The organism is Intrasporangium calvum DSM 43043, from assembly GCF_000184685.1.
Classification (GTDB): Bacteria; Actinomycetota; Actinomycetes; order Actinomycetales; family Dermatophilaceae; genus Intrasporangium; species Intrasporangium calvum.
The window spans coordinates 1,098,259-1,124,403 of the sequence record NC_014830.1; the positions used below are offsets into that span (position 1 = coordinate 1,098,259).

Here is a 26,145-nt window from a genome sequence, read left to right on the forward strand (position 1 = left end):
CAGCGGCATACGGCATCCTCCCGCCCCTCCGGCCGCGCACTAGGCTGGCCCGCATGTCTGACGAGCACGGATTCTCGACGCGCGCCATCCACGCAGGCCAGGAGGCCGACGCCTCGACCGGTGCGGTCGTCCCGCCGATCTACCAGGTCTCGACGTACAAGCAGGACGGCATCGGCGGCTTCCGCGGCGGCTACGAGTACAGCCGGTCGGCCAACCCCACCCGGACGGCGCTCGAGGAGTGCATCGCTGCGCTCGAAGGCGGCAGCCGCGGCTTCGCCTTCGCGTCCGGGCTCGCCGGGCAGGACTGTGTCGTGCGGTCGCTGCTCGTGCCCGGCGACCACGTCGTCGTGCCGAGCGATGCCTACGGCGGGACCTACCGCTACTTCAACAAGGTCGCGAAGCCGCACGGGATCGACCACTCGATCGCGAGGATCGGCGACGTCGACGCCGTGCGGGACGCCATCGTGCCGGGCCGCACCAAGATGGTGTGGGTCGAGACGCCGACCAACCCGCTGCTCGGCATCGCCGACATCGAGGCGATCGCCGAGGTCGCCCACGACGCCGGGGCGGTGCTCGTCGTCGACAACACCTTCGCGACCGCCTACCTGCAGAACCCGATCGCCCTCGGCGCCGACATCGTCACCCACTCGACGACCAAGTACTCCGGTGGCCACAGCGACGTCGTCGGGGGCGCGGTCGTCACTGCACCGCAGATCCGCGTCGCCGGGCTCGAGGACGCCGAGGAGCGGATCGCCTTCCACCAGAACTCGATCGGTGGAGTCGCCGGCCCCTTCGACTCGTGGCTCACGCTGCGCGGGCTGAAGACTCTCGCGGTGCGCATGGAGCGCCACTGCGACAACGCCGAGCGGGTCGTCGAGTTCCTGACCGGTCACGACGGCGTGGCGCAGGTGTTCTACCCCGGCCTCGAGTCGCACCACAACCACGCGGTCGCAGCGCGACAGATGAAGCGCTTCGGCGGCATGGTGTCCTTCCGGATGAGGAAGGGCGAGGACGCAGCCGTCAAGACCTGCGCCGCAGTCCAGCTCTGGACGCTCGGGGAGTCGCTCGGCGGCGTCGAGTCCCTCATCGAGCACCCGGCGCGGATGACCCACGCCTCGGTCGCCGGCACGGAGCTCGAGGTCCCCGCCGACCTCATCCGACTGTCGGTCGGCATCGAGGACGTGGACGACCTCATCGCCGACCTCCGTGAAGCACTCGACATCCACGGCTGAGTCGCGCCAGCCGACGTTCCCCACCAGCGAACTCGCATGACGATCCTCACGGTCGACTTCGGCTCGACCTTCACCAAGGGTGCCCTCGTCGCCGACGACGGAACGGTCCTGCGCACCGCCTCGACCCCCACGACCGGTCCCCAGACGGGCGACCGGCGGAGCGACATCCTCGACGGCTACCGGGTCCTCCGCGACCTGCTCGCGGCACCGAGTGACGCCCGGGTTCATGCCTGCTCGAGCGCCGGTGGCGGACTGCGGCTCGCCGTCGTCGGGTACGAGCGGACCGTCACCGCAGAGGCGGGGCACCGGGTCGGGCTCTCGGCGGGCGCGAAGGTCGTCCAGGTCGCCCACGGGCCGCTGACCGCCACCGACGTGGCGCGCGTCCGGGCGGCCCGGCCCGACATCATCCTGCTCGTCGGTGGCACGGACGGCGGCAACGCGAATGTCCTGCTGCACAACGCGGCTCGACTGGCCAAGGCGGCCATCGGTGGTCACGCGACGCGTGCAGTGCCGATCGTGCTCGCCGGCAACCGGGACGCGCGCTCGGACGCCACTTCGGTGCTCGAGACCGGGGGACGGCCCGTCATCCACGCCGACAACGTCCTGCCGGAGATCGGTGTCATCGCCCCTGAATCGGCTCGGCGCGCCATCCGCGAGGCCTTCCTGCGGCACGTCATCGGCGGCAAGGGCCTGTCGCGAGATGCGGCCTTCGGTCGGATGGTCGAGGCGGCGACGCCGGATGCCGTGCTCCGGGGTGTCGAGGTGGTGGCTGACGTCCGCGCCGGCGGGGACGTCCTCGTCGTCGACATCGGTGGCGCGACGACCGACGTCTACTCCGTCATCACGCCCGAGGGGGAGGACGCGACCCTGCACAAGGATGTCGTGGCGCCGCTCTGGCACGCGCGCACCGTCGAGGGTGACCTGGGGATGCGCTGGAACGCCGATCACGTCATCGAGGCAGCCGCGTCGGAGCACGTGCTCGGTGGCGTCCGGGACGCCGACGCCCTCAGGTCGTATGCCGCCGACGTCCACGAGCGCCCCGGCTCCCTTCCGTCCACCGACGTGGAGCGCCGCCTCGACCTGGAGCTCGCCCGGCTCGCGGCTCTCGTCGCCGTCCGCCGGCATGCCCGACCCGCGCAGCCCACCGAGTCCCCGCGGCCGCTCGCGAACGTCACGACCCTGATCGGATCCGGTGGCGTGCTGCGGCACACCGACGACGCGGGCCGCGGGCTGGTCCTCGGTGCGGTGCTCGGGGACCATGCCGGCGGATGGAAGGTGCCCCGGTCCGCGCGGGCGCTGGTGGACACGGGCTACCTGCTGCATGCCGTCGGCCTGTTGGCGACCCACGACCAGGCGCTGGCCCGAGTGATCGCTTCCCAGATCAGCTGAACCAGCCGGGCCGGGAGGTTCGCCGGGGCGAAGTTGTGGCGGGCCGGGGTCGGGGGCTGGCGCCGGAGGTTCGCCGGGGCGAAGTTGTGGCGGGCCGGGGTCGGGGGCTGGCGCCGGAGGTTCGCCGGGGCGAAGTTGTGGCGGGCCGACCGATCTGGAAGCTCGGAAGGGCTGGGAGCCGGCGCTCGAGCGGGAGCGAGCCCAGCGGCATACGGCCAGCGCGCATGAGAAACGGGTCGGCCCCCGCGAAGGGGGCCGACCCGTGCCAGCGGAACTGGCGCTCAGCCGGTGTAGGGCTTCGCGTCGAGGATCTTGACCTCGATCGTCTTGCCGGTCGGGGCCTCGTAGCTCGTCGTGTCGCCCACGCTCTTGCCGTTCACGGCGGCGCCCATCGGGGACTTCTCGGAGAAGACCTGCAGGTCGTCGTCGGCGATCTCGCGGCTGCCGAGGAGGAACTTCTCCTGCTCGCCGAAGAGCTCGACCGTCACGACCATGCCCGGCTCGACGACACCGTCATCGGGAGGCGTCTCACCGACCACGGCGTTGTGGAGCAGGTCCTGGAGCTGCCGGATGCGGGCCTCCATCTTGCCCTGCTCCTCACGCGCGGCGTGGTACCCGCCGTTCTCCTTGAGGTCACCCTCCTCGCGCGCTTCCTCGATCTTGCGGGCGATCTCGATGCGACCTACCCCCGTCAGCTGGTCGAGCTCAGCCTTGAGGCGGTCATAGGCCTCCTTCGTGAGGAAGCCAGCTGCAGTCTCGGTCACGTTCTACTCCTGTAAGTACCAACGCCCACGCGGTGCTCGCGTGGGCGCCTAGTCCGGTCGACTCACCACAGAAAAGCCCGACCGATGTGCCACCCTCTCTGTGAGGGGATCGGTCACGACGCGTGGTGAATGACCAAGAATAGCAAAATGCGCCCGAAGTGCGCAGCGGAAGGCCGTCAGCGTGATGTGTCGCAGGTCTCGACCTCGCCCGTGACGGCCAGGCTGGTCGTTCGCACCGTCACCTGCCGGCGAGCGGAGTCAGCGCCGCCGAGCTCGATCGGCACCTCCGTCGACCCCACGACGGCGAAGTCCCGCGACAGGGCGTGCACGGTGCACACGAGGTCCTTGCCGCCCGGGCTGTGGACCTCGAAGTCGACCCAGACGCTCCGGTTGTCGACGACCTTGAAGCCCATCGTCTGCCACGCGGGCAGCCCAAGCGTCGCGGACAGCCCGAACCAGACGGCGAGGGCGACGCCGAGGCTCACCCCGATGGTGCCGACCACCCACCACTTGAGGGTTCCGGGGGCAGGGCGGGGGAGCGGCATGCGGTGTCCTGGCGTGATGAGAGGATGGCCGTCGGTACGAGACGGTCAGAACGATACGACGAGCCCCATCCGTGACGAACAGGGAGTCAGGTAAGACGGTGTCCGAAGGCCTGCGACTGATGGCGGTGCACGCGCACCCGGATGACGAGTCGAGCAAGGGGGCCGCGACGACGGCCAAGTACGTCGCGGCCGGCGCGGCGGTCATGGTCGTGTCCTGCACCGGTGGAGAGCGCGGCGACATCCTCAACGAGAAGCTCAAGAACGACCCGCAGATCCTCCGTGACATCGCCCAGGTCCGGCGCAACGAGATGAAGGCCGCCCAGGAGGTGCTCGGGGTCGAGCACACGTGGCTCGGCTTCGTCGACTCCGGACTGCCGGAGGGGGACCCGCTGCCGCCGCTGCCGGCCGGGTGCTTCGCCCTCGAGGACCTCGACGTGACGACGGAGGCGCTGGTGCGCGTGATCCGCGAGTGGCGCCCGCACGTCATGACGACGTACGACGAGAAGGGCGGCTACCCACATCCGGACCACATCATGACCCACGTCGTGGCGATGTCGGCGTTCGAGGCGACCGGCGACCCCTCGCGCTACCCGCACGCCGGCGAGCCGTGGCAGCCGCTCAAGGTCTACTACAACGGTGGCTGGTCGAAGGAGCGCCTCAGCGCGATCCACGACACCATGGTCGCGGCCGGCCTGGAGAGCCCCTACGCCGACTGGCTGGCGAACTGGAAGCCACGGCGCGCAGGTCGGGTCACGACGCGGATCGAGTGCTCCGACTACTTCGAGGTGCGCGACCGGGCCCTCCTCGCCCACGCGACGCAGGTCGACCCCGACGGGTTCTGGTTCCAGGTGCCGCGGCCGCTGCAGGAGCGGGTCTGGCCGGTCGAGGAGTTCGAGCTGGCACTGTCCTACGTGCCGGTCGACCTGCCCGAGGACGACCTGTTCGCCGGGCTGGGTTCGCCGGCCGAGGCCGACGCCGCGGCCACGTCGGGCACCCTCGAGATCACCTACGACGGCCGGCTCGCCCCGGACGGCGAGGAGAAGTTCGACCCCGCCGAGCGGGTCGAGCACCCCAACGAGCAGGCGGAAGGAAACGAGGACTGATGGGTGAAGGTGGCAACCTGCCGATCGGGCCGGGCGTGTGGGGGTTCCTGGCCCTCTTCGTCCTGGCGATCGCGTTGTGGCTCCTCGTGCGCAACATGAACGCGCGGCTGCGCCGGATGGCCTACCGCGAGCACGAGCGACTCGAGGCCGAACGGCCGGCCGACGGTGACCAGCCCGGTGGGGGCGAGGGTCCCCGTCCGCCCGAGCAGGGCTGAGACCAGACGGACCGAGGCCGTATGCCGCTGGGCTCGCTCCCACGGTCATCCGGCCTGCCGGCCCTCCCGCCCGCTGCGGGGTCGTCGCGGGCGGTGGTCAGGCGATGCCGGTCAGGCGATGGCGGGTGTGGCGGCGATGGCCAACGCGACGGCTGCGAAGTGGGCCGTGAAGCCGCCGAGGGTGAAGGCGTGGAAGACCTCGTGGAAGCCGAACCACCTCGGGGAGGGGTTCGGTCGCTTGGCGCCGTAGACGATGCCCCCCGCCGTGTAGAGCAGCCCGCCGAGGGCGATGAGGGACCCGACGAGCGGCCCCCCCGAACGCCAGAACGGCACGACGTAGAAGACGGCCGCCCAGCCCAGCGCGATGTAGAGGGCGGTGTAGAGCCAGCGTGGTGCGCTCGTCCAGGCGACCCGGAAGACGACCCCGGCGATGGCGGCCCCCCAGATCACGGTGAGCAGGAGCCGGGCGTCGTCGTCGGGGAGCAGCGTCACGGCGAACGGCGTGTAGGTGCCGGCGATGATGAGGTAGATGTTCGAGTGGTCGAACCGCTTGAGCAGGGCCGACATCTTCGGACCCCACGTCCCCCGGTGGTAGACGGCGGACACCCCGAAGAGGAGGGCGGCGCTGACCGTGAAGACGGCGGCCGAGGTGCGCACGGGACCGGACTCCGCGAGGACGATGAGGATCATCCCGCCGATGAGCGCGACGGGGAACATGCCGAGATGCAACCAGCCCCGCAGCCGAGGTTTGACCGCAGCGACGAGGTCAGCGACGGCTCCTGCCGGTCCGTTCGGTTCCTCTGCCATGGCAGCACTATAACCTACGCAACCGTAGGTTACGCAAGGGTAACCACGTCGGACCTCAACCGGCCACACCGCGTCGGCGGCTGCGGGACCCGGAGTAACGTGGGGTCCCGGCCCCGTGGTCCGGGCCCGATCGAGCACGATGAGGCGAGAGTGAGGCCCAGTGGGTTGGCGGGATCTGGTCTACGGGGCCTACGAGCGTCGGGTCCTCAAGCACCTGCCCCGTGAGTCCCTGCCACGGCACGTGGCCGTCATGCTCGACGGCAACCGGCGGTGGGCCAGGGCGCGCGGGGCCGGGACGGCTCATGGGCACCAGGCCGGCGCGGACAAGATCGAGGAGCTCCTCCAGTGGTGCGAGGAGGCCGGTGTCGAGTACGTCACCCTCTGGCTCCTGTCCACCGACAACCTCCAGCGCGCCGAGGCGGAGCTCGCCCCCCTCCTCAAGATCATCGAGAACGCCGTCGCGGACCTCGCGGCCACCGGTCGCTGGCGCCTGCGGATCGCCGGGGCGGTCGACCTGCTTCCCCCCGACACCGCCGAGAGCCTGCAACGCTCGGTGGCCGCCACCGAGGCGGTCTCCGGGATGACGGTCAACGTCGCCGTCGCCTACGGCGGTCGCCGTGAGATCGCCGACGCGGTCCGGGACATGCTCCTCGAGCACTCCGCGCGCGGCGAGAGCATCGAGGACATCGCCGCGCGGCTGCGGATCGAGGACATCGCCGAGCACCTCTACACCAAGGGGCAGCCGGATCCCGATCTCGTGATCCGCACCTCGGGCGAGCAGCGCCTCGGCGGGTTCCTGCTCTGGCAGAGCGCCACCTCGGAGTTCTACTTCTGCGAGGCCTACTGGCCCGACTTCCGGCACGTCGACTTCCTCCGCGCCCTTCGCGCCTACGCCGGGCGCCATCGCCGGCACGGCACCTGACCGGCCGCCGTCGCACCCCGAGCACGGCAGTCGACGACCTCGGGAGGGCTGGGAGGGCTGCTGGGTGCGGGACGGGCTCAGCGGCATACGGCTGAAGCCTCGGTGAACTCTGCGCGACACGACGCGGCAATGACGGGCGGCGGCACCACGGGGACGTACCGTCGAGTCAGCGGAGACACCCGTCCCCGCCCCCAGGAGGCCCATCCATGGAGCAGACGCTTCGGACGGAGGGCCGGGTGCGGCCCCACCGTCAGCGGGCCCCCCGGGACCTCGCGAGCGAGTAGGCGCGGCGAGCGCCGGCAAGGAGTGGGCATGGCCTCCGAGAACCAGGTGGACCACCAGGTGTCCCACGGCACCACGACCTCGTCAGACCCGGCCCCTGCCCGCCGCCGCGCCCGCAAGAGCGCGCCCGAGCGCAAGACCTACGTCCTCGACACCTCCGTCCTGCTGTCCGACCCCAAGGCGATGCTGCGCTTCGCCGAGCACGAGGTCGTGCTGCCCGTCGTCGTCGTGACCGAGCTCGAGGGCAAACGGCACCACCCCGAGCTCGGGTTCTTCGCGCGCCAGGCACTGCGGCTGCTCGACGACCTGCGGATCAGCGAGGGTCGGCTCGACAAGCCCGTCCCGGTCGGCGACGACGGAGGCACGCTGCGGGTCGAGCTCAACCACACCGATCCCATGGCGCTGCCGGCGGGCTTCCGCCTCGGCGACAACGACACGCGCATCCTCGCCGTCGCGAAGAACCTCAGCAACGACGGCTGCGACATCACCGTCGTCAGCAAGGACCTGCCCATGCGGGTCAAGGCCTCCGCCTGCGGCCTCGAGGCGGAGGAGTACCGGCACGAGCAGGGCGTCGACTCCGGCTGGACCGGGCTGGACGAGCTCGAGCTCACGGCGGAGGAGCTCGACCAGCTCTACGACCGCGGCCGGATCGAGCACCCCGTGGCCGCTGAGCTGCCCTGTCACACCGGTCTGGTGCTGCTCTCGCCCCGGGGCAGCGGTCTCGGCCGGGTCGGAGCGGACAAGCAGGTTCGGCTCGTCCGGGGCGACCGCGACGCCTTCGGCCTGCACGGACGCAGCGCCGAGCAGCGGATCGCCCTCGACCTGCTCCTCGACCCCGACATCGGCATCGTCTCGCTCGGCGGCCGGGCCGGCACCGGCAAGTCCGCGCTGGCCCTCTGCGCCGGCCTCGAGTCGGTGATGGAGCGTCGGGCCCAGCGCAAGGTGCTCGTCTTCCGTCCGCTCTTCGCCGTGGGCGGGCAGGAGCTCGGCTACCTGCCCGGCACCGAGCAGGAGAAGATGAACCCGTGGGGGCAGGCCGTCTTCGACACGCTGAGCGCCCTCGTCTCGGCCGAGGTCGTCGAGGAGATCATGGACCGCGGGCTGCTCGAGGTGCTGCCGCTCACGCACATTCGTGGCCGCAGCCTCCACGACGCGTTCGTCATCGTCGACGAGGCGCAGTCGCTCGAGCGGAACGTCCTGCTCACCGTGCTCTCCCGGATCGGCCAGAACTCCAAGGTCGTCCTGACCCACGACGTGGCCCAACGGGACAACCTGCGGGTCGGTCGGCACGACGGGGTGGCGGCCGTCATCGAGAAGCTCAAGGGCCACCCGCTCTTCGCCCACGTGACGCTGACCCGAAGCGAGCGCAGCCCGATCGCGGCGCTCGTGACGGACCTCCTGGAGGGTCCGGACGCCTGACCGCCACGCGACCGCAGATGTGATCTGCGTCACCTCTCGGCCGGCCCCGTTGCCGGTCCGAGTGCGGGAGCCTTTCCGGGTTCGCACCTCGCTGCGGTGGTTTTCCGGTGTGGTCCCGGTCGGGCTTGCCTCGCTCGCGCCGGACTGGCACCTTTGGGGGCGTCCAGCTCCACGGATCTGTACCCTCCCCTCAGTTGTTCACAGGTCCTGCTCCGTGCACGGGGGACCCGCGTGCGGGTCGCACGGCAGACCTGACCCAGACGTCGAGTCGACCAGGAAGGCGTGACCCCGCTTCATGGCACGGTACGAAGGCCGCCATCGCGCCACCAGAGCGACCGCGGCCCCGCCCGTCCCCCAGCCCGTGCCCCTGGTGCCGGTCACCCCCGGACCGTCCGTCCGCACGACAGCAGGCCCGCAGGCTGTGCTGTCGCGCGTGGTGCCCGACCAGGCCTTCGGCTCCTCGGTGGGTGGCCGACACGGGGCGCCGGTCGCCGGTCGGCACGGGGCGCCGGTCGCCGGTCGGCACGGGGCGCCGGTCGCCGGTCGGCACGGGGCGCCGGTCGCCGGTCGGCACGAGGCTCCGGCGGCTGGTCGGCACGTCGCGCCCCCGTCAGCCGCGGCGTACTACGGCCAGGTCTCCAGCCGGGCCCGGGCGGGCGGCGGAGCGGGCCGCACCGCGTCCGGCCCGACCCTCCCCAGCCGACGGGCCCTGAAGGCGGGCAGCAACCCGCCTCGCCGACCCGGCCGCCCGGTCCTCGTGGGAGCCCTGGCCCTCGGGCTCGGGGCGAGCGCCGTCGGCTTCGCCACCGCCGACCTGCGCACGTCCGAGGCCGCGTTCGTCGTGGGTGACAACGTCGTCGCACAGACCGAGGAGCTGGCCCGGACCAGCACGGTCGACCTGACCTACCGCGCCGCAGCGTCGGTGTCCCGCAACGAGCGGCGCACCGCGATCGTCGCCACCGGGCTCCGTTCGGCGGCGGCCCTCGAGGCGAAGCAGAAGGCGGAGGCGGCTCGACGAGCGGAGGAGCGGCGCCTCGCCGCGGAGGCGGCCGAGCGGGAACGGATGCGTGAGCAGGTCATCGCCAACGCGAGGACGAACCCGCAGGCCGCCGCCCGGATCCTCCTGGCGGACGAGGGCTTCACGAGCGACGCTCAGTTCAACTGCCTCGTCAACCTGTGGAACGGCGAGAGCGGCTGGCGCTGGAACGCCGAGAACTCCAGCTCCGGCGCCTACGGGATCCCGCAGTCGCTGCCGGCGAGCAAGATGGCGACCTTCGGAGCCGACTACCGGACCAACCCGATCACGCAGATGAAGTGGGGGATCTGGTACATCGAGCAGGCCTACGGCTCGCCGTGCAACGCGTGGTCGACCTGGCTCTCGCGTTCCCCCCACTGGTACTGACGCACGGGGGCTCACGGCCGTGGCCGGCCTGGGCCTCCGTGTCCCCCCGAACAACCCGTGCGGCCACCCCCATGGCGTATGCCGCTGAGCTCGGTGCCAGGGATCCCTACCCGCGCGACGGGTCAAGTCCACCGCCCGCGTGCAGCGCCCGCGCCCGAGGTGTCGTCGCGCGCGGCTCTAACCGAGGAATGCGGCCTGGCGGCCGGATTCTTCGGTCAGATCTTGCGGAGACGGACGCGGCGGACCTCGTGGTTCTCGCCCTTGGTGAGCACGAGCGTGGCCCGGGACCGCGTCGGCAGGATGTTCTGCACGAGGTTGGGCCCGTTGATCTCGCGCCAGATGCTGTTGGCCGTCAGGGCCGCCTCCTCGTCGGAGAGCGCGGCGTAGCGGTGGAAGTAGGAGTCGGGGTTCGAGAACGCCGTCTCACGCAAGCGCAGGAACCGCTGGACGTACCACTTGCGCACGTCGTCGACCCAGGCGTCGACATAGAGCGAGAAGTCGAAGAAGTCGCTCACGGCGAGCCCCGTCCCGCGGACCGGGTGGACCGCGGGGGCCTGGAGCACGTTGAGGCCCTCGACGATCAGGACGTCCGGCTGGCGCACGACGACCCGTTCGTCCGGGACGATGTCGTAGGTCAGGTGCGAGTAGACCGGAGCGGTCACCTCCGTCCTGCCCGACTTGACCTCCGCGACGAACCGGAGCAGCGCCCGCCGGTTGTAGGACTCGGGGAACCCCTTGCGCTGGAGCAACCCCCGTCGCTCGAGCTCGGCGTTGGGGAAGAGGAAGCCGTCGGTGGTGATGAGCTCGACCCTCGGCGTGTCGGGCCACCTGGCGAGCATCTCGCGCAGGATGCGGGCCGTCGTGGACTTGCCCACCGCCACGGAGCCGGCCACGCCGATGACGAACGGCGTCTTGGCGGGCCGCTCACCGAGGAAGTTCGTCGTGACGTCGTGCAGCTCCCGGGTGGCGCCGACGTAGAAGTTGAGCAGCCGGGACAGGGGGAGATAGACCTCCTCGACCTCGCGCAGGTCGACCCGGTCGCCGAGGCCGCGCAGGCGCCTCAGGTCGTTCTCGTCGAGGTTGAGCGGGTAGTTCTCCCGGAGGCGGGACCAGGCGGCACGGTCGAGCTCGACGTAGGGCGAGGGGATCGTCGTGGGGACCCGTCCGTTGGGGCCGTCGTCCTCGATGACCACGGCGTCCGTCAGGTCATCTCCGCGGGATGGCTGCGACACGCTGCCATTGTGTCCGACGGCGACCCCGGGCGTGGGCTCGGGCCGCTGGGTGGTCCTTTAGGCTGGTCCGCATGTGCGGAATCGTTGGCTACGTCGGCAGGACCCAGGACGGCACGGCGCTCGATGTCGTCATGGAGGGCCTGGCCCGCCTGGAGTACCGGGGATACGACTCCGCCGGGGTTGCGCTCATCGACGGGGACCACGTGGAGACCCGCAAGAAGTCCGGCAAGCTGGCCAACCTCAGGGCCGAGCTCGAGTCGCACCCGCTGTCCGGGTCCTCGACGGGGATCGGGCACACCCGATGGGCGACGCACGGCGGCCCGACGGACGAGAACGCCCACCCGCACCGAGGGGGCGCCGACGGCAAGCTCGCCCTCATCCACAACGGCATCATCGAGAACTTCCACTCGCTCAAGCAGGGCCTCGTCGACGAGGGCGTCGTCTTCGCGAGCGAGACCGATACCGAGGTCGTCGCCCACTTGCTGGCTGCCTCCTACGAGCGCACCGGCGACCTGACCGAGGCGATGCGGGCGACGGTCGCCGACCTCGAGGGCGCCTTCACCCTGCTCGCGATCCACGCGGACCAGCCGGACGTCGTCGTCGGCGCCCGCCGCAACAGCCCGCTCGTCGTCGGCCTCGGCGACGACGCCAACTACCTCGGCTCTGATGTCGCGGCCTTCATCGGTCACACCCGACACGCCCTCGAGCTGGCGCAGGACCAGATCGTCACGATCACCCCGGACGGGGCCTCCGTCATCAACTTCGACGGCACGCCCGCGGAAGGCAAGGCGTACGAGGTGACCTGGGACGCAGCGGCCGCCGAGAAGGGCGGCTACGCGACGTTCATGGAGAAGGAGATCAACGACCAGCCGCACGCGGTCCGCGACACCCTGCTCGGCCGGACCGACCCCGACGGTCGCCTCGTCCTGGACGAGCTGCGGATCCCCGAGCAGCAGCTCCGCGACGTCAACCGCATCACCGTCGTCGCCTGCGGGACGGCCGCCTACGCGGGCATGACGGCCAAGTACGCCATCGAGCACTGGACCCGCATTCCCGTCGAGGTCGCGCTCGCCCACGAGTTCCGGTACTGCGACCCGATCGTCGACGAGCACACGCTGGTCGTGTCGATCAGCCAGTCGGGCGAGACGATGGACACGTTGATGGCGGTCAAGCACGCCCGCGACCTCGGCGCCCTGACGATCTCGATCTGCAACACGCACGGGTCGACGATCCCGCGCGAGTCCGACGCCGTGCTCTACACCCATGCGGGGCCGGAGATCGCGGTCGCGTCGACCAAGGCGTTCCTGGCCCAGATCACCGCCTCCTACATCCTCGGCCTCTACCTGGCGCAGCTGCGCGGCGGCGCCTACGCGGACGATGCCCAGGCGGTGATGAAGGAGCTGGCCGAGGTCCCGGCGAAGATCGAGACGCTGCTCGGCCGCATGGGCCGGGTCCAGGAGATCGCGAAGTTCATGGCCGACACCAGGTCGGTCCTGTTCCTCGGCAGGCACGTCGGCTACCCCGTCGCCATGGAGGGCGCGCTCAAGCTCAAGGAGCTCGCGTACATCCACGCGGAGGGCTTTGCGGCAGGAGAGCTCAAGCACGGTCCCATCGCCCTCATCGAGCCGGGCCAGCCGGTCTTCGTCATCGTCCCGTCGCCCTCGAGCGAGCACGGTCTTCACGGCAAAGTGGTCTCCAACATCCAGGAGATCCGGGCCCGCGGGGCGCGCACCCTGGTCATCGCGGAGGAGGGTGACGAGGCGGTGGTGCCCTTCGCCGACGAGGTCATCCGGGTGCCTGCCACCTCGCAGCTGCTCGCTCCGCTCCTGACCGTCGTTCCCCTCCAGGTCTTCGCGCTGTGGCTGTCGACGGCCAAGGGCCTCGACGTCGACCAGCCGCGCAACCTCGCCAAGTCCGTCACGGTCGAGTGACCGTGGCGGTCGTGAGGGCAGCGACGTGATCATCGGGGTCGGCATCGACGTGGTGGACATCGCGCGCTTCGGCGAGACGCTGCACCGGACTCCGGCGCTGCTCGACCGGCTGTTCACCGAGGAGGAGCGCGGCCTCGGGATCGCCTCTCTGGCCGCCCGGTTCGCCACGAAGGAGGCCCTCGCAAAGGCCCTCGGCGCCCCGGTCGGCCTGCACTGGACCGACGCTCGGGTCGTCACGAACGACGACGGCAAGCCCTCCCTCGAGATCGGTGGTTCGGTGCAGGCGCGGGCCAACGACCTCGGCGTCGACAGCTTCCACGTCTCGATGTCCCACGACGCGGGTGTCGCGTCGGCGATCGTCATCGCGGAGGGCTGATGATCCGCGCCGCGTCGGTCGCAGAGGTCCGCGCCGCGGAGGCGGTCGCGCTGGCGCAGCTGCCCGAGGGCGAGCTGATGCAGCGGGCGGCCGAGGGGCTGGCCGGGGTGGCCGCGGCACGCTTGGCCGAACGGGACGGTCGGACGGTCGTCGCGCTCGTCGGTGCCGGTGACAACGGTGGAGACACGTTGTATGCCGCTGGGCTCCTCTGTGACGCAGGCTTCGCTTGCGTTGTGGTGCTGTTGCCAGACTCCGGCCGGGACGGTGTCCACGCTGCGGGCCTTCGCGCGGCCGAGGAAGCGGGTGCCTCGGTCGTCGTCGCGTCGGATGATCCGGCCGCGGCGGCCGCGGCGGTCGCGGAGGGCGATCTCGTCCTCGACGGCATCGTCGGGATCGGCGGCCGGCCGGGGCTCCGTCCTCCGGCTGCGGCCCTCGTGGACGCGATCGCGGACGACGCCTGGGTCGTCGCCGTGGACGTGTCCAGCGGCCTGGACCCGGACGGCCTGGACCCGGACGGCGACGCGGTCTGGGCCGACGAGACGGTCACCTTCGGTGTCCCCAAGCCGGCGCACCTCCTGCCGCCGGGGGAGGCGGCGACCGGGCGGCTGACCGTCATCGACATCGGTCTCGACCTCGCCGCGGTGCCGGCCGCCGTCGAGCGGCTCATCCATGACGACGTCGCTGCCCTCTGGCCGGTGCCGGGTCCCGGCGACGACAAGTACTCCCGGGGCGTCCTCGGCGTCGTGGCCGGCGGTGAGCTGTACACCGGCGCCGCGGTGCTGGCCGTCACAGCCGCGGTCGAGTCCGGCGTCGGCATGGTCCGCTACGTCGGCACCCCGACACCGACGGGCCTGGTCCGGCACGCCGTTCCCGAGGCGGTCGTCGGTGAGGGCCGGGTGCAGGCCTGGCTCATCGGCCCGGGGCTCGACCCCGAGGCCCCCGGCGACGAGGCCACCGCGCAGCTCCAGGTGGCCCGGGACGCCCTGGCCAGTGACCTGCCTGTCGTCGTGGACGCGGGTGGCCTCGACCTGCTCTCCGGCCCGCGCGCGGCTCCCACCCTGCTCACCCCGCACGCGGGCGAGCTGGCCGGGCTGCTCTCCCGCTGGGGGTCGCCGGTCAGCCGGGCCGACGTCGAGCGCGAGCCGGTCAGGCATGCGCGGTCGGCGGCCGAGCAGACCGGGGCCACGGTGCTCCTCAAGGGCTCCACCACCATCGTGGTCGGCCCCGCGCCCGAAGGACCGGTGCGGTCCCAGGCCGATGCTCCCGCGTGGCTGGCCACCGCGGGCGCCGGTGACGTGCTGGCCGGGGTGGTCGGGATGCTCCTCGCAGCAGGCCTCGCGCCCCTTGACGCAGGCTCCTTGGCGGCCCTCGTCCACGGCGTCGCCGCGGACCGGGCCTCCGGTGGTGGGCCATTGCGCGCCACGGCCGTGGCCGGGGCACTGCGGTCGACGATCCGCGACCTGCTGCGCCGCGACCCCACCTGACGATCGAAAGAGCAGTTCGTCCCCACCCTCGCATTCGAAAGAGCAGTTCGTCCCCACCCTCTTATTCGAAAGAGCAGTTCGTCCCCCACGGTGGCTTGGGAGCGGTCCCAGCCAATCGGGACGAACTGCTCTTTCGATGGGGACGAACTGCTCTTTCGATGGCTTGTGACGAAGTACTCCTCCGCCGCGAGGGGGACGAACTGCTCTTTCGATCGGCACGTGCAAAGATGCGCTCGATGAACTCCACTGACGCGACTGCCGGCCTGACCGTCTGGGCGGAGATCGACCTGGACGCCTTCGAGGACAACGTCCGCACCCTGCGTGCCCGGGCGCCGCACTCGCAGCTCATGGCGGTCGTCAAGGCGGACGGTTACGGGCACGGCCTGCTCCCGGTGGCCCGGGCGGCCGTGCGCGCCGGAGCGGACTGGCTCGGTGTGGCGCAGCCGACCGAGGCGTTCGCCCTGCGGGACGCCGGAGTCACCACCCGCATCCTGACCTGGCTCTCCGTCCCGGGCACCGACTTCGCCGGGGCGGTTCGACGCGACATCGACGTCTCGGCCTCGGCGCCGTGGACCCTCGATGCCATCGCCGGAGCAGCCCGGTCCGAGGGGCGCTCGGCCCGGGTCCACCTCAAGGTCGACACCGGGCTCGGCCGGGGCGGTGCCTTCGGCACTGACTGGCCCACGCTCGTCGAACACGCCCGTCGACTGGAGTCGGAGGGAGCCATCTCGGTCGTCGGGATCTGGACGCACTTCGCCATGGCCGACGCGCCCGAGCACCCCACGGTCCTGGCCCAGCAGGACACCTTCTTCGAGGCCGTCGCCACCGCCGAGCGAGCCGGCGTGCGGCCCGAGGTCAGACACCTGGCGAACTCAGCCGCCACCCTGGTCCATCCGGCGGCGCACGCAGACCTCGTGCGACCCGGCATCGCGATGTACGGGCTGTCCCCCGTCCCCGAGGTCGCGGACGATTTCGGGCTGCGACCGGTCATGACGCTGCGCGCCCGTCTCGCGCTCGTCAAGAGGTGGCCGGCGGGTCGCGGGATCAGCTACGGCCACGTCTATGCCCCCGAGGTGGACACGGTGGTCGGCCTCGTCCCGGCCGGCTACGCCGACGGCGTCCCGCGCAGCGCGACCAACGTGGCGCCGGTCCAGGTCGGGGCGCGCCGGACGACGATCGCCGGACGGGTGTGCATGGACCAGTTCGTCGTCGACCTCGGTCCGGACAGCGCCGCCGCCGCCGGGGACGTCGTCACCCTCTTCGGCAAGCCGTCCGAGGGGCCGACCGCGCAGGACTGGGCCGACGCCACCGAGACCATCAGCTACGAGATCGTCACGCGGATCGGGGCCCGCGTCCCCAGGCTGTGGAGTGGTGGGGCTGAGGCTGGAGCGGGCGCGTGAGCCCCACCCACCGCAACCCAGTCCTCGGCGTCGTCCTCGGCGCGGCGGGCCTGGCCGCGGGCGTCGCGGCCGGGATCGCCGCAGACCGCGCTGGACGGCACCGGGCGGCCCTGGACGCCCTCGAGACGAGTGAGCAGCTCGAGATCATCGCCGACGAGGAGCGGGTCGTCCTCACCTCGGACGGCGTCGCCCTCCACGTCGAGATCGACGAGCCCGCGCCCGAGGCAGCCGCTGCCGCGGCCCGGGGCCTGACGAGCGGCGACGACCCGTCCCGCCTGCCCACCGTGGTCCTCTCGCACGGCTACTGCCTGAGCCTGAAGTCGTGGGTCTACCAGCGTCGGTCCCTCAAGGCCGCGGGGTTCCGCGTCGTCAGCTGGGACCACCGTGGCCACGGGCAGTCCGGCCCGGGGGCGAGCGACTCCTACGTCATCGACCAGCTCGGCGAGGACCTGCGTGCCGTCATCGAGGACACCACCCCAGAGGGCCATCTCGTCCTCGCCGGTCACTCGATGGGTGGTATGACGATGCTCGCCCTGGGCGAGAGCCACCCCCAGCTCATCCGGGACCGGGTGACCGGGGCCGCGTTCATCAGTACCAGTGCGGGGGGACTGACGCTCGCCAACGGCGGTCGTAGCGCGACGCTCGGCCGGCTCGCCCTCGAGCGCCTGGGCCCGTCCATGCTGGGCCCCCTCGGCGAGCGGCCCGAGCTCGTTCGACGACTGCGCCGGGTCGGGCGAGACGTCGAGGAGTTCCTCGTCGACCAGAACTCCTTCGCCTCGCCCGTCCCGCGCAAGGTGGTCCGCTACACGGCGGACATGTTGCTCAGCACGCCGTTCGACGTGATCAACGACTACCTGCGGACGTTCGACGGGTTCGACAAGCGGCCCGCCCTGGCCGAGTTCAAGGACACGCTCACCCTCGTGTTCAACGGCCGCGAGGACGTGCTCACGCCACCGGCCCACAGCGAGCTGATCGTCGAGGGCATCCCGGGCGCGGAGCACATCGTCGTCAACGACGCGGGCCACATCATCATGCTGGAGCACCCGGACCTGCTGAGCGCGCACCTGCTCGAGCTCGTCGAGGAGGGCACTCGCGCTCGGGAGGAGCACATCGACCTGCCGCGCCGGCCCCGGGTCCGCCGGGTCGTCACGGACATCGCGAAGAACCGCCGTCAGCGCCGCATCGAGCTCGAGGCCGACGAGGCAGCTCGAGCCGAGCGGGCCCGAGCACTGGCTCGGCTCCGCCGGGCCAAGGTCGCAGCTGGATCGAAGGAGGAGGTACGCCGTGAGTCGTGAGGTGATCCTGGAGACCCCGGAGGACACTCGGGCCTTCGGCAGAAGGCTGGGCCGGCTCCTGCGGGCCGGTGACGTGGTGGTCCTCACCGGTGACCTCGGCGCGGGCAAGACGACGCTGACCCAGGGACTCGCCGAGGGCCTCGGCGTCCGAGGGCCGATCACCTCGCCGACCTTCGTCATCGCGAGGGTGCACCCCTCGGTCGTGGGTGGTCCCGCGCTGGTGCACGTGGACGCCTACCGGCTGGGCAGCGCGGTGGAGCTGGACGACCTCGATCTCGATGCCGACCTCGACCTGAGCGTCACTGTCATCGAGTGGGGGGCGGGGATGTCGGAGCAGCTCTCCGAGCAGCGGCTGGGCATCACGCTCACCGGCGAAGAGGTCCGGACGGCGCGTCTCGATGCGGTCGGACCACGGTGGGAGCGTCTCAGCGACTCGGCGCTCGCCTCCATCTGAGCCCAACGGAGCGGGTCTTTCGGCACTGTCCGACCACCGAGTCGGCCGCGAGGCTGGCGGTGGAAAGGCAGGTGATGGTCATGGCACGGATCCTTCGCTGGGCCGCAGTCACGCTTACGGCCCTGTTCGTGGTGGGCGGGTTGCTCTTCGCGATCGGCAGCGTCTGGGACGACCCCGGCGGCTGGACGGCGCTGCTCGTGACGCTGGCGATCGTGGTGCCCCTCATCGTGCTCACCGTCCTCGCGGCCCGAGAAGCCGAGCTCGGCTTCCTCGTGCTGGCCGGGGCCGTCGGGCTCTTCGCGGCATGGATGGTGCTCACGCTCTTCGTCGAGGTCGGCCGGGTGCCGGACATTCCGGTGATCGCGCTGCTGCTCGCGCTGCCGAGCGCGGTGCTCGGCCGTCGTCACGCGGGACGAGCGGGAAGCTTGCTGCTCGCGCTGGCGGCGGTGCCCTTCGCGGACGTCCTCGCCCGATGGTTCGGGGAACGGGGTCCCGATGGCCCTGGCCTCGGCGCACTCCTCGGCGGATCCACGGGCGCGGTGGTCGTTCCCCTGGCCGTCCTCGCCGTTCTCTTCCTCGTCGCGGGGGCGGTCGGCCACGATGGCACGCGTGTGCCAGCCGGTCCGCGGGTGAAGCCTCCCGCCAGGAGCCGGCAGCACCTCTGACGGCACGGGAGACCGGCGCCGCCGCCTGAACGGTTCCGGCTGGGCTGCCGGGCCGGGATAACCTGACGCCCGTGCTCATCCTCGGCATCGACACCTCGACCACCGCGATCAGCGTCGCGCTCCACGACGGCGACCGCGTCGTGGCCGAAGCGACCACGCTGGACGCCCGGGCCCATGCTGAGCACCTCGCCCCCGGGATCCGGGCCGCGCTCGACGAGGCCGGCGCCGAGCCGCGTGACGTCACGGGCGTCGTCGTCGGCATCGGTCCCGGCCCGTTCACCGGCCTCCGCGTCGGCATCGTGTCGGGACGCACCTTCGCCTTCGCGCTCGGCCTGCCCGTCCACGGGCTCTGCAGCCTCGACGCCCTCGCCCACGAGGCGTGGCAGTCCGGTCACCGGGGTGGCCTTCTCGTCGCCACCGACGCCCGGCGCAAGGAGGTGTATGCCGCTGAGTTCGTTCTCGACGCCGCCGGCCTCACGCGCGTGGCGGGCCCTGTCGTCAGCCGGGCCGCGGAGCTCGATGAGTCGTGGCGCGCCTTGCCCGTCGCGGGCCGCGGCCCCCTGCTCTACCCGGCCGACCTCGCGAGGTCAGCCGACGGCGCGGGCGGGCCCAGCGGCATACGGCTGCCGCTCGACGTGTCCGCGGGGGCTCTCGCGGACCTCGCCGTCCTGCGGCTCGCCGCCGGCGACCCGCTGGACGGGCTCGAGCCGCTCTACCTGCGTCGGCCCGACGTCTCCAGCGCCCCGCCCAGCAAGAAGTCGACCCTCGGATGAGCGCGCCGGTGCTCCGCGCGCTCGAGTGGGCCGACATCCCGAGGCTCGCCGCGCTCGAGGTCGAGCTCTTCGCCGAGGATGCGTGGTCCGAGCAGGCCTGGTGGGCTGAGCTCGCTGCCCGCCCGCGCCGGGACTACGTGGTGGCCGTCGACGGAGACCAGGTGGTCGGTTACGGCGGGCTGGACGTCTCGGGCGACGTGGCCGACCTCATGACGATCGCGGCCGTTCCCGCGGCACAGGGCCGCGGCCTCGGGCGACGGCTGCTCGACGACCTCGTCCACCGCGCCGAGGGGCACGGGGCCACGGCCCTGCTCCTCGAGGTGCGGGCCGACAACGAGCCGGCCAAGCGCCTCTACGAGCGCCGTGGTTTCGAGACGATCTCGGTGCGACGCCGCTACTACCAACCGGGCGACGTCGACGCCCTTGTCATGCGCAAGCACATCGGAGGCACCCATGGCTGACGAGCCCCTCGTCCTCGGCATCGAGACCTCGTGCGACGAGACCGGGGTCGGGATCGTGCGCGGGCAGACGCTCCTCGTCGACACCGTCGCGAGCAGCGTCGAGGAGCACGCCCGCTTCGGCGGCGTCGTCCCGGAGGTCGCCAGCCGAGCGCACCTCGAGGCGATGATCCCGACGATCGAGCGCGCCTGCCACGACGCCGGCGTGAGCCTCAGGGACCTCGACGCGATCGCCGTGACCTCGGGCCCGGGTCTTGCCGGTTCGCTGCTCGTCGGAGTGGCCGCGGCCAAGGCCTTGGCGGTCGCCCTCGACAAGCCGATCTACGGGGTGAACCATCTCGCGTCGCACGTCGCCGTCGACATCGTCGAGCACGGCCCCCTGCCCGAGCCGACGATGGCCCTGCTCGTCTCCGGTGGACACTCCTCGCTCCTCCTCGTGCCCGACGTGACGAACGACGTCCGCTCCCTCGGGTCGACGATGGACGACGCCGCCGGGGAGGCGTTCGACAAGGTGGCCCGCGTCCTGGGGCTGCCCTTCCCGGGGGGCCCGCACATCGACCGGGCCGCTCGCGAGGGGGACCGGATCGCCATCGACTTCCCGCGCGGCCTGACGACCGGCCGGGACCTGGAGCGACACCGGTTCGACTTCTCCTTCTCCGGCCTCAAGACCGCCGTCGCCCGGTGGGTCGAGACGCGGCACCGGGACGGCGAGGCGGTGCCGGTGGCAGACGTGGCCGCGTCCTTCCAGGAGGCCGTCGTCGACGTCCTGACGCGCAAGGCCGTGCTGGCGTGCAAGGACAACGGCGTCGACCACCTGCTCATCGGTGGTGGCGTGGCCGCGAACTCGAGGCTGCGCGCGCTGGCGGAGGAGCGGTGCGCCAGGGCCGGGATCCTCCTGCGCGTCCCCCGCCCGGGCCTGTGCACCGACAACGGTGCGATGGTCGCGGCGCTCGGGGCGCAGATGGTCGCCAAGGGCCGCGCGCCCAGCGACCTCGGCCTGCCGACCGACTCCTCGATGCCGGTGCAGCTGGTGCAGTCCTGACCACGATGTCTGCTGGTTCCTCGAACCAGCAGAGGAGTGGCGGTCCGGGGGAGCGGGGCTGTCAGTCGCAGCCGATGAGCCCCAGGTCGGCCTTGAGCGTCAGGACCCGGGTGGCCGCCGCGGTCACCGTGGCCCGGAAGCCTCGGTCGGCCTTCATCCGCCCGGTCAGGGCGCGATGCATCGTCGGGACCGTGCTGGGGCGCGCCGTGAGGACGATGTCGCCCCCTGCCTCGACGAACCGTGTCGCCCGCTGTCCCACGGGAGTGTCTTCGACGGCCTTGGCTGCCCCCACGTCATCGGTGATGACGACCCCGCGGAAGCCCAGCCGTCCACGGAGCAGGTCGGTGACGATCCGTGGGGAGAAGAGCGCCTGCACGCCGGGGTCGATCCGGCTGTAGACCGCCGACCCGACCATGACCAGGTCGGTGCCGGCCGAGATGCCGCTCGCGAACGGCTCGAGGAACGGGTCGGTCGCGGTCGTGGTCCGATCGACGATGCCATCGGTCGTCAGGTCGGTGTTCCCCGTGATCCGGCCGATGCCCGGAAAGTGCTTCGTCGCCGTGGCGACCTTTCCCTCGTGCATTCCGGTGACGAAGGCCCCCACCATCCGGGCCACGACGTCCGGGTCCGACGAGAACTGCCGGTCCCACCGGCCGATCGGATCGTTGTCGCGGCCGAGGCTGTCGGGGACCGTGTCGGCGACAGGGGCGAGGTTGACGTTGATGCCGCCGGCGCGCAGCTGCTCGCCCCACGTGGAGGCCCGTTGCCTGAGCGCGACCGCGGACAGCGTGCCCTGCTCGAGGGCGCTCGGCATCCGGGCGAAGCCGTCGCCGCGGAGCTGCTGGACGTTGCCGCCCTCCTGGTCCGCGGCGAGGAGCAGGCCCGGTGCGCCTCCCGAGCGGTCCGAGGCGGCGTTGAGGTGGCGCGTCGCAGCACGGGTGCGCTCCACGCCGTTGTACCAGCCACCGAGGAGGATGACGCCCCCGAGGTGCCGGTCCCGGATCAGGGCGTCGAGGCTGTCCTGCCGGGCGTCCGCAGCGAGCCCGACCATGATGAGCTGGCCCGCGAGCTGTGCCGGCGTCAGGTCCGCGACGATGGTCCGGGCGCACCCCTCGGACGTCTGTCGGGTCGGCGCGGGCGAGGACGTGGTCGCGGCGGGCCCCGAGGTCGCCGAGGTCGCGGTCGGTGCGGAGGAGAGGCTGCCGGTGCCCGCTGACGTGGTGGCAGCACCCGGAGGCGACGTCGCTCCGCTGGGGGCAACCGGGAGCGGAGGGCTCCCCGGGCCCGCGCACGCCGCAGCCACCGTCGCCACGAGGACGAGCAGGGCCGCAGCGGCGGACGACCGCGCGTTGCGGCGGGAACGGATCACGAGCACTCAAGGACCGTACCCACGAGGCGCCCCCGTCCCGTCCGCACACGCCACCGGTCGGGGACGATACGTTGCCCGATGTGACCCGAGAGCCCACGCCCATCGTCCTTGACGTCGACACCGGGGTCGACGACGCCTGTGCCCTCCTGCTCGCCGCGACCCACCCTGCGCTCGACCTGCGCGCAGTCACGTGCGTCGGCGGCAACGCCCCCGTGAAGGACGTGGTCCGCAACACCCTGACCGTTCTGGAGGCGGTCGGCCGGGCCGACGTCGCCGTGGCCGGCGGTGCAGCCCGGCCGCTCCTGGAGCATCCGCAGGACGCTCGCCACGTCCATGGCGACGACGGGATGGGCGACCTGGGGTGGCCGACCCCCGCCCTCCTCCCGGACGGCCGCCACGCCGTGGAGCTGCTCCGCGACGTCTGTCTCGCCGCCGCGGCCGCCGGGGAGCGGGTGACGATCGTCCCGACGGCGCCGATGACGAACATCGCCCTGCTGCTGCGGACCTACCCCGCTGTCGCCGACGGGATCGCCGACATCGTCTTCATGGGCGGCGCCGCCCAGGTCGGCAACGCGACCGCGTCCGCGGAGTTCAACGTCTTCCACGACCCGGAGGCCGCCGCGATCGCCCTCGACGCGGGCGCCGACCTGTCGATCCCGGTCACGATGTACGGCCTCGACGTCTTCTACGACCCGGTGGTCACGCGCGAGCAGGCCGCCGAGCTCGTCGCCGTCGGGGGCCGGACCGGCGCCGAGCTGGCCGGCCGGCTGATCGAGTTCCAGTGCGACCGGTTCGGCCGTGACGCGTCGACGATCGGGGACGCCGGAGCGGTCTGTGCCGTCATCGACCCCGACGGGCTGACGACGGAGGTGCTGCCGATCCGGGTCGAGCTCGCCGGGCAGTTCTCGCGCGGCCGGACCATCGTCGACCGTCGCGACTGGAGCGGCGACCTCTCGCACGACCCGCACGGCGAGCCGCCGGTGCGGGTGCGTGTCGCCCTCGGCGTGGACCACGAACGATATGTCGGGATCTGGCTCGAGACGATCCGCACGCGGGCGGGTGGCCGCTGATGGGTCGCGTCGCCGTCCTCGGCTCCCTCAACGTCGACGTCGTGACCCGGGTGACGCGCCTGCCGCGGCCCGGCGAGACGGTCCTCGGTGAGGCCGCCGGCCGCTTCGCCGGGGGAAAGGGCGGCAACCAGGCCATGGCGGCCCGGCGCGCCGGCGCGGACGTCGTCATGATCGGACGTGTCGGCGGCGACGACGCGGGTGCCCGCTACGTCGAGAGGCTGCGCCGGCACGGGATCCGGGCGGAGGTCCCGGCCTTCCCGGATGCCCCGACGGGCACGGCCTACATCACCGTCGACGACGCCGGCGAGAACTCCATCATCGTCGTGCCCGGTGCCAACGAGATGGTCACGGACGAGTCGGTCACGGCCGCGACACTCGGTCCCGGGGACGTCCTCCTGTGCTCGCTCGAGGTCCCCCTCCACCTCGTCGCCCGAGCCGCATCGGCCGCCGACCGGGCCGGCGCCCGCGTCGTCCTCAACCTGGCGCCCTACGCTCCGTTGCCGCGCCACGTCATCGCACTCGCCGACCCGGTCGTGGTCAACGAGTCGGAGATGCGGCAGCTGGCCGACTCGGACCTCATCCCGGCCTCGCTGCTCGTGACGTTCGGACCCGCGGGGGCCAGGTGGGACGGGGAGGAGGTGAGCGGCATACGGCTCGATGAGGGCGACGTCGTGGACACGGTCGGTGCCGGCGACGCCTTCTGCGGCGCTCTGGCAGCAGCGCTCGCAGGGGGAGCGACGCGTCGGGAGGCCCTGGAGGCGGCCAATCGGGCGGGAGCCGAGGCCGTGCAGTGGGCCGGGGCCCAGCCTGACGCAGCCCTGTGAGGTGACCACCTGCCGGGGTTCGGTGCCGCATGGCCCTGCGCGAACAAGGGCGTCGCCTCCTACCGGTCTGCCCGGATCGGTGACCAGATCGTTGCCGACCTGGCCTGGACCTACGAGGAGCCGCTCCACGACGCGGCGCCGGTGGCCGGCCTCGTGTGCTTCTACACCGAACGGACGGACCCCGGCCTCGACGGGGTCGCCATCGAGCGGCCCGTCACGCCGTGGGCGTGAGACTCAGGCGGGCGTGACCACCAGGGCCACCTGGGTGCCGGCCACGCGGGTCACGACGAGCGTCGCCTCCGAGCCGCCCTTGCCGCGGCCGGTCATCTTCAGCTGCCGGCGCAGCAGGTCGGCGTCGACCGTGACGCCACGCTTCTTGATCGTCACTCGGTCGTGGCCGTGGTCGCGCAGCCAACGGGAGAGCGCCTTCGGCGAGAGCGGCATCGCCTCGACGACCCGGTAGCGCCGTGCCCACGGGATGTCGTATGCCGCTGGGCTCGTCACGTAGCCCACGCCGGCTCCCAGCTCGGCTCCGTCGACCGCGGCCAGCAGGGCACCGGTGAGGCCGGCCCGGATGACCGCGCGGTCGGGCTCGTAGAGCCAGTCGTCCACAGCTGCGACCGAGGGCAGCGGCGGCCGGCCGGTGGCGGGGGCCGCGTCGGCCTCAGTGACGACATGGGTGGCGTGGGCGGAGCAGACCGCGGCGGTTCGCCCCGGCCGGGTGGCCAGGGCCTTCCACCAGACGACGCACTCGAGCACCTCGCCGTGCCACGAGCTCCACTGGGCCTCGGCTCCCGGGGGGAGCGCGGCATGGGGGAAGGCGGGGGAGAGCTTGGCGCCGGCCGCGGGCACCTGGGCGGCGAACTCCTGGACTTCGGCCCAGCTCGGCGAGATCGCGTCGAGGGAGAAGATCCGTTTGGCGCGTCCGCGGACGTCCGCCACACCCTCGACCCGGCGCGCGGGGTCGAGCCAGACGCCGAGGTGGCGGCCGGCCTCGCCGAGGGGGAGCCTGACGTCCTCGGCGCGGGCACACGTCACTCGAGCGGACGGCCAGTGCCGCAGGTTGGCTTCGGCGACGCGGGCGGTCGCGGGGTCCGCGTCGACCGCCCGCACGAGCAGGTCGAGCCCGGCGAAGGCCATCGCATCGGACCCGATGCCGCACCCGAGGTCGTAGACCTCACGGACGTCGGCGGCGGCGAAGCGGTGCGCGTGCCGGGCTGCGAGGGCGAGGCGGGTGGCCTGCTCGAGCCCGTCCGCGGTGAAGAGCATCCCGACCGCGAAGTCCCCGAACTTGTCGACTGCCCGGGCGCGCAGCCGGGACTGGCCCAGGGCGGCGGCGACGAGATCCGGGTCGAACGCCTCGCGGAGGCGCTCCTGCAGGGGGAGGGCGGTGGACTCGTCGTAGGGCGGCAGCGACTGGAGCAGGGCCCAGCCCTCTCCTGACGAGAGCCGCTCCACCATCGCCGCATCCATGCGCGCCATCCTCGCAGGCGCCGCGGGCATTCGGGCAGGCTGACCAGGCCACGCGGGTGGTCCGGGGGGTCACGGGGCGCAGGCCGTTCACGGCCGTGAGCCCCCGTGTGTTGGCACTCGACTTGACCGAGTGCTAACTGAAACCTAGATTTCTGCTTGTTGGCACTCTCACCTCGAAAGTGCCAGTTCTCTCCGGCAGGACGGTCGACCCCCGCGACG

The 26,145-nt window shown here is 72.1% G+C and carries 26 protein-coding genes; 20 read left to right on the forward strand and 6 right to left on the reverse strand.

Annotation, left to right across the window (positions count from 1 at the left end; genetic code table 11):
• Window positions 1-53 precede the first annotated feature (53 nt).
• Both INTCA_RS04990 and INTCA_RS04995 read left to right on the forward strand, forming a co-directional pair.
• Window positions 54-1,232: a cystathionine gamma-synthase gene (locus INTCA_RS04990; protein WP_013491832.1), complete on the forward strand. Its 1,179-nt coding sequence runs from the start codon at window positions 54-56 to the stop codon at window positions 1,230-1,232.
• Window positions 1,233-1,268: 36 nt separating this feature from the next.
• A complete protein-coding gene (locus INTCA_RS04995) occupies window positions 1,269-2,621 on the forward strand; it encodes a glutamate mutase L (protein ID WP_013491833.1) in 1,353 nt (450 codons plus the stop codon).
• Window positions 2,622-2,902: 281 nt separating this feature from the next.
• Here the strand turns inward: INTCA_RS04995 and greA are convergent, their stop codons facing one another.
• Together greA and INTCA_RS05005 are read right to left on the reverse strand one after the other, a co-directional pair.
• Entirely contained in the window at window positions 2,903-3,385 is a 483-nt protein-coding gene (gene greA / locus INTCA_RS05000; RefSeq protein WP_013491834.1) for a transcription elongation factor GreA, read from the reverse strand.
• Window positions 3,386-3,561: 176 nt separating this feature from the next.
• Window positions 3,562-3,930 carry a DUF4307 domain-containing protein gene (locus INTCA_RS05005; RefSeq protein WP_013491835.1) on the reverse strand — a complete coding sequence of 123 codons (369 nt, stop codon included), beginning with the start codon at window positions 3,928-3,930 and terminating at the stop codon, window positions 3,562-3,564.
• 98 nt (window positions 3,931-4,028) lie between these two features.
• Here INTCA_RS05005 and mca point away from each other — a divergent pair, with 98 nt between their 5' ends.
• Window positions 4,029-5,033 carry a mycothiol conjugate amidase Mca gene (gene mca, locus INTCA_RS05010; RefSeq protein WP_041307282.1) on the forward strand — a complete coding sequence of 335 codons (1,005 nt, stop codon included), beginning with the start codon at window positions 4,029-4,031 and terminating at the stop codon, window positions 5,031-5,033.
• Complete coding sequence (locus tag INTCA_RS05015; protein WP_013491837.1) at window positions 5,033-5,248, forward strand: hypothetical protein; 216 nt, start codon at window positions 5,033-5,035, stop codon at window positions 5,246-5,248. The genes mca and INTCA_RS05015 overlap by 1 nt, the downstream gene beginning before the upstream one ends.
• Window positions 5,249-5,359: 111 nt before the next feature.
• On the opposite strand, the gene trhA is transcribed toward INTCA_RS05015, so the two are convergent.
• Window positions 5,360-6,055, reverse strand: coding sequence for a PAQR family membrane homeostasis protein TrhA (gene trhA / locus INTCA_RS05020; RefSeq protein ID WP_013491838.1), 696 nt, complete (start codon window positions 6,053-6,055; stop codon window positions 5,360-5,362).
• Window positions 6,056-6,215: 160 nt separating this feature from the next.
• Between trhA and INTCA_RS05025 the strand changes: the two genes are divergently transcribed.
• From INTCA_RS05025 to INTCA_RS20265, 3 genes are all read left to right on the forward strand, one after another.
• Entirely contained in the window at window positions 6,216-6,977 is a 762-nt protein-coding gene (locus INTCA_RS05025) for an isoprenyl transferase (protein ID WP_013491839.1), read from the forward strand.
• Between the two features lie 465 nt (window positions 6,978-7,442).
• Window positions 7,443-8,678, forward strand: coding sequence for an RNA 5'-3' helicase PhoH2 (phoH2, locus tag INTCA_RS05030; RefSeq protein WP_234424011.1), 1,236 nt, complete (start codon window positions 7,443-7,445; stop codon window positions 8,676-8,678).
• A 295-nt stretch (window positions 8,679-8,973) separates the two neighbouring features.
• Window positions 8,974-10,080, forward strand: a complete 1,107-nt coding sequence (locus tag INTCA_RS20265; RefSeq protein ID WP_244859869.1) for an aggregation-promoting factor C-terminal-like domain-containing protein — start codon at window positions 8,974-8,976, stop codon at window positions 10,078-10,080.
• Window positions 10,081-10,295: 215 nt separating this feature from the next.
• Here the strand turns inward: INTCA_RS20265 and coaA are convergent, their stop codons facing one another.
• Complete coding sequence (coaA, locus tag INTCA_RS05040; protein ID WP_013491842.1) at window positions 10,296-11,273, reverse strand: type I pantothenate kinase; 978 nt, start codon at window positions 11,271-11,273, stop codon at window positions 10,296-10,298.
• A gap of 110 nt (window positions 11,274-11,383) precedes the next feature.
• Here coaA and glmS point away from each other — a divergent pair, with 110 nt between their 5' ends.
• From glmS to tsaD, 10 genes are all read left to right on the forward strand, one after another.
• Window positions 11,384-13,243, forward strand: a complete 1,860-nt coding sequence (gene glmS / locus INTCA_RS05045) for a glutamine--fructose-6-phosphate transaminase (isomerizing) (RefSeq protein WP_013491843.1) — start codon at window positions 11,384-11,386, stop codon at window positions 13,241-13,243.
• A 25-nt stretch (window positions 13,244-13,268) separates the two neighbouring features.
• Window positions 13,269-13,619, forward strand: coding sequence for a holo-ACP synthase (locus INTCA_RS05050; protein WP_013491844.1), 351 nt, complete (start codon window positions 13,269-13,271; stop codon window positions 13,617-13,619).
• A complete protein-coding gene (locus INTCA_RS05055; protein ID WP_013491845.1) occupies window positions 13,619-15,103 on the forward strand; it encodes a bifunctional ADP-dependent NAD(P)H-hydrate dehydratase/NAD(P)H-hydrate epimerase in 1,485 nt (494 codons plus the stop codon). The genes INTCA_RS05050 and INTCA_RS05055 overlap by 1 nt, the downstream gene beginning before the upstream one ends.
• Before the next feature lie 236 nt (window positions 15,104-15,339).
• Complete coding sequence (alr, locus tag INTCA_RS05065; RefSeq protein WP_013491846.1) at window positions 15,340-16,503, forward strand: alanine racemase; 1,164 nt, start codon at window positions 15,340-15,342, stop codon at window positions 16,501-16,503.
• Complete coding sequence (locus INTCA_RS05070; protein ID WP_013491847.1) at window positions 16,500-17,798, forward strand: alpha/beta fold hydrolase; 1,299 nt, start codon at window positions 16,500-16,502, stop codon at window positions 17,796-17,798. Before alr ends, INTCA_RS05070 begins: the two co-directional genes overlap by 4 nt.
• Window positions 17,788-18,252 (forward strand): tRNA (adenosine(37)-N6)-threonylcarbamoyltransferase complex ATPase subunit type 1 TsaE, encoded by a 465-nt coding sequence (gene tsaE, locus INTCA_RS05075; protein ID WP_013491848.1) that lies wholly within the window; start codon window positions 17,788-17,790, stop codon window positions 18,250-18,252. Before INTCA_RS05070 ends, tsaE begins: the two co-directional genes overlap by 11 nt.
• Before the next feature lie 80 nt (window positions 18,253-18,332).
• A complete protein-coding gene (locus INTCA_RS05080; RefSeq protein WP_148236474.1) occupies window positions 18,333-18,917 on the forward strand; it encodes a hypothetical protein in 585 nt (194 codons plus the stop codon).
• A gap of 71 nt (window positions 18,918-18,988) precedes the next feature.
• Complete coding sequence (tsaB, locus tag INTCA_RS05085; protein ID WP_013491850.1) at window positions 18,989-19,690, forward strand: tRNA (adenosine(37)-N6)-threonylcarbamoyltransferase complex dimerization subunit type 1 TsaB; 702 nt, start codon at window positions 18,989-18,991, stop codon at window positions 19,688-19,690.
• The gene (rimI, locus tag INTCA_RS05090; protein WP_013491851.1) at window positions 19,687-20,151 is read left to right on the forward strand and encodes a ribosomal protein S18-alanine N-acetyltransferase; all 465 of its coding nucleotides are present in this window, start codon (window positions 19,687-19,689) and stop codon (window positions 20,149-20,151) included. Before tsaB ends, rimI begins: the two co-directional genes overlap by 4 nt.
• Window positions 20,144-21,190, forward strand: coding sequence for a tRNA (adenosine(37)-N6)-threonylcarbamoyltransferase complex transferase subunit TsaD (tsaD, locus tag INTCA_RS05095; protein ID WP_013491852.1), 1,047 nt, complete (start codon window positions 20,144-20,146; stop codon window positions 21,188-21,190). Before rimI ends, tsaD begins: the two co-directional genes overlap by 8 nt.
• A gap of 61 nt (window positions 21,191-21,251) precedes the next feature.
• Here tsaD and INTCA_RS05100 read toward each other — a convergent pair whose 3' ends face one another.
• Complete coding sequence (locus INTCA_RS05100) at window positions 21,252-22,565, reverse strand: glycoside hydrolase family 3 N-terminal domain-containing protein (protein ID WP_041307285.1); 1,314 nt, start codon at window positions 22,563-22,565, stop codon at window positions 21,252-21,254.
• Window positions 22,566-22,639: 74 nt separating this feature from the next.
• Between INTCA_RS05100 and INTCA_RS05105 the strand changes: the two genes are divergently transcribed.
• The 3 genes from INTCA_RS05105 to INTCA_RS20455 are packed head-to-tail and all read left to right on the forward strand — an operon-like array spanning window position 22,640 to window position 24,684.
• Complete coding sequence (locus tag INTCA_RS05105) at window positions 22,640-23,629, forward strand: nucleoside hydrolase (protein ID WP_013491854.1); 990 nt, start codon at window positions 22,640-22,642, stop codon at window positions 23,627-23,629.
• Window positions 23,629-24,453, forward strand: coding sequence for a ribokinase (locus INTCA_RS05110; protein ID WP_013491855.1), 825 nt, complete (start codon window positions 23,629-23,631; stop codon window positions 24,451-24,453). The genes INTCA_RS05105 and INTCA_RS05110 overlap by 1 nt, the downstream gene beginning before the upstream one ends.
• A 9-nt stretch (window positions 24,454-24,462) precedes the next feature.
• The gene (locus INTCA_RS20455; protein ID WP_083807861.1) at window positions 24,463-24,684 is read left to right on the forward strand and encodes a DUF427 domain-containing protein; all 222 of its coding nucleotides are present in this window, start codon (window positions 24,463-24,465) and stop codon (window positions 24,682-24,684) included.
• A gap of 3 nt (window positions 24,685-24,687) precedes the next feature.
• On the opposite strand, the gene INTCA_RS05115 is transcribed toward INTCA_RS20455, so the two are convergent.
• Window positions 24,688-25,926, reverse strand: coding sequence for a class I SAM-dependent methyltransferase (locus tag INTCA_RS05115; RefSeq protein ID WP_013491856.1), 1,239 nt, complete (start codon window positions 25,924-25,926; stop codon window positions 24,688-24,690).
• Window positions 25,927-26,145: the final 219 nt, after the last annotated feature.

Bases quoted from the DNA above. Each gene is read 5' to 3' on its own strand.
- alr (WP_013491846.1), top strand. From the start codon at position 15,340: ATGAACTCCACTGACGCGACTGCCGGCCTGACCGTCTGGGCGGAGATC.
- rimI (WP_013491851.1), top strand. From the start codon at position 19,687: ATGAGCGCGCCGGTGCTCCGCGCGCTCGAGTGGGCCGACATCCCGAGG.
- INTCA_RS05080 (WP_148236474.1), top strand. From the start codon at position 18,333: ATGGCACGGATCCTTCGCTGGGCCGCAGTCACGCTTACGGCCCTGTTC.
- INTCA_RS05005 (WP_013491835.1), bottom strand. From the start codon at position 3,930: ATGCCGCTCCCCCGCCCTGCCCCCGGAACCCTCAAGTGGTGGGTGGTC.
- INTCA_RS05055 (WP_013491845.1), top strand. From the start codon at position 13,619: ATGATCCGCGCCGCGTCGGTCGCAGAGGTCCGCGCCGCGGAGGCGGTC.
- tsaD (WP_013491852.1), top strand. From the start codon at position 20,144: ATGGCTGACGAGCCCCTCGTCCTCGGCATCGAGACCTCGTGCGACGAG.
- INTCA_RS04995 (WP_013491833.1), top strand. From the start codon at position 1,269: ATGACGATCCTCACGGTCGACTTCGGCTCGACCTTCACCAAGGGTGCC.
- INTCA_RS20265 (WP_244859869.1), top strand. From the start codon at position 8,974: ATGGCACGGTACGAAGGCCGCCATCGCGCCACCAGAGCGACCGCGGCC.
- phoH2 (WP_234424011.1), top strand. From the start codon at position 7,443: ATGCTGCGCTTCGCCGAGCACGAGGTCGTGCTGCCCGTCGTCGTCGTG.
- INTCA_RS05015 (WP_013491837.1), top strand. From the start codon at position 5,033: ATGGGTGAAGGTGGCAACCTGCCGATCGGGCCGGGCGTGTGGGGGTTC.
- INTCA_RS05115 (WP_013491856.1), bottom strand. From the start codon at position 25,926: ATGGATGCGGCGATGGTGGAGCGGCTCTCGTCAGGAGAGGGCTGGGCC.
- glmS (WP_013491843.1), top strand. From the start codon at position 11,384: ATGTGCGGAATCGTTGGCTACGTCGGCAGGACCCAGGACGGCACGGCG.
- INTCA_RS04990 (WP_013491832.1), top strand. From the start codon at position 54: ATGTCTGACGAGCACGGATTCTCGACGCGCGCCATCCACGCAGGCCAG.
- INTCA_RS05110 (WP_013491855.1), top strand. From the start codon at position 23,629: ATGGGTCGCGTCGCCGTCCTCGGCTCCCTCAACGTCGACGTCGTGACC.
- trhA (WP_013491838.1), bottom strand. From the start codon at position 6,055: ATGGCAGAGGAACCGAACGGACCGGCAGGAGCCGTCGCTGACCTCGTC.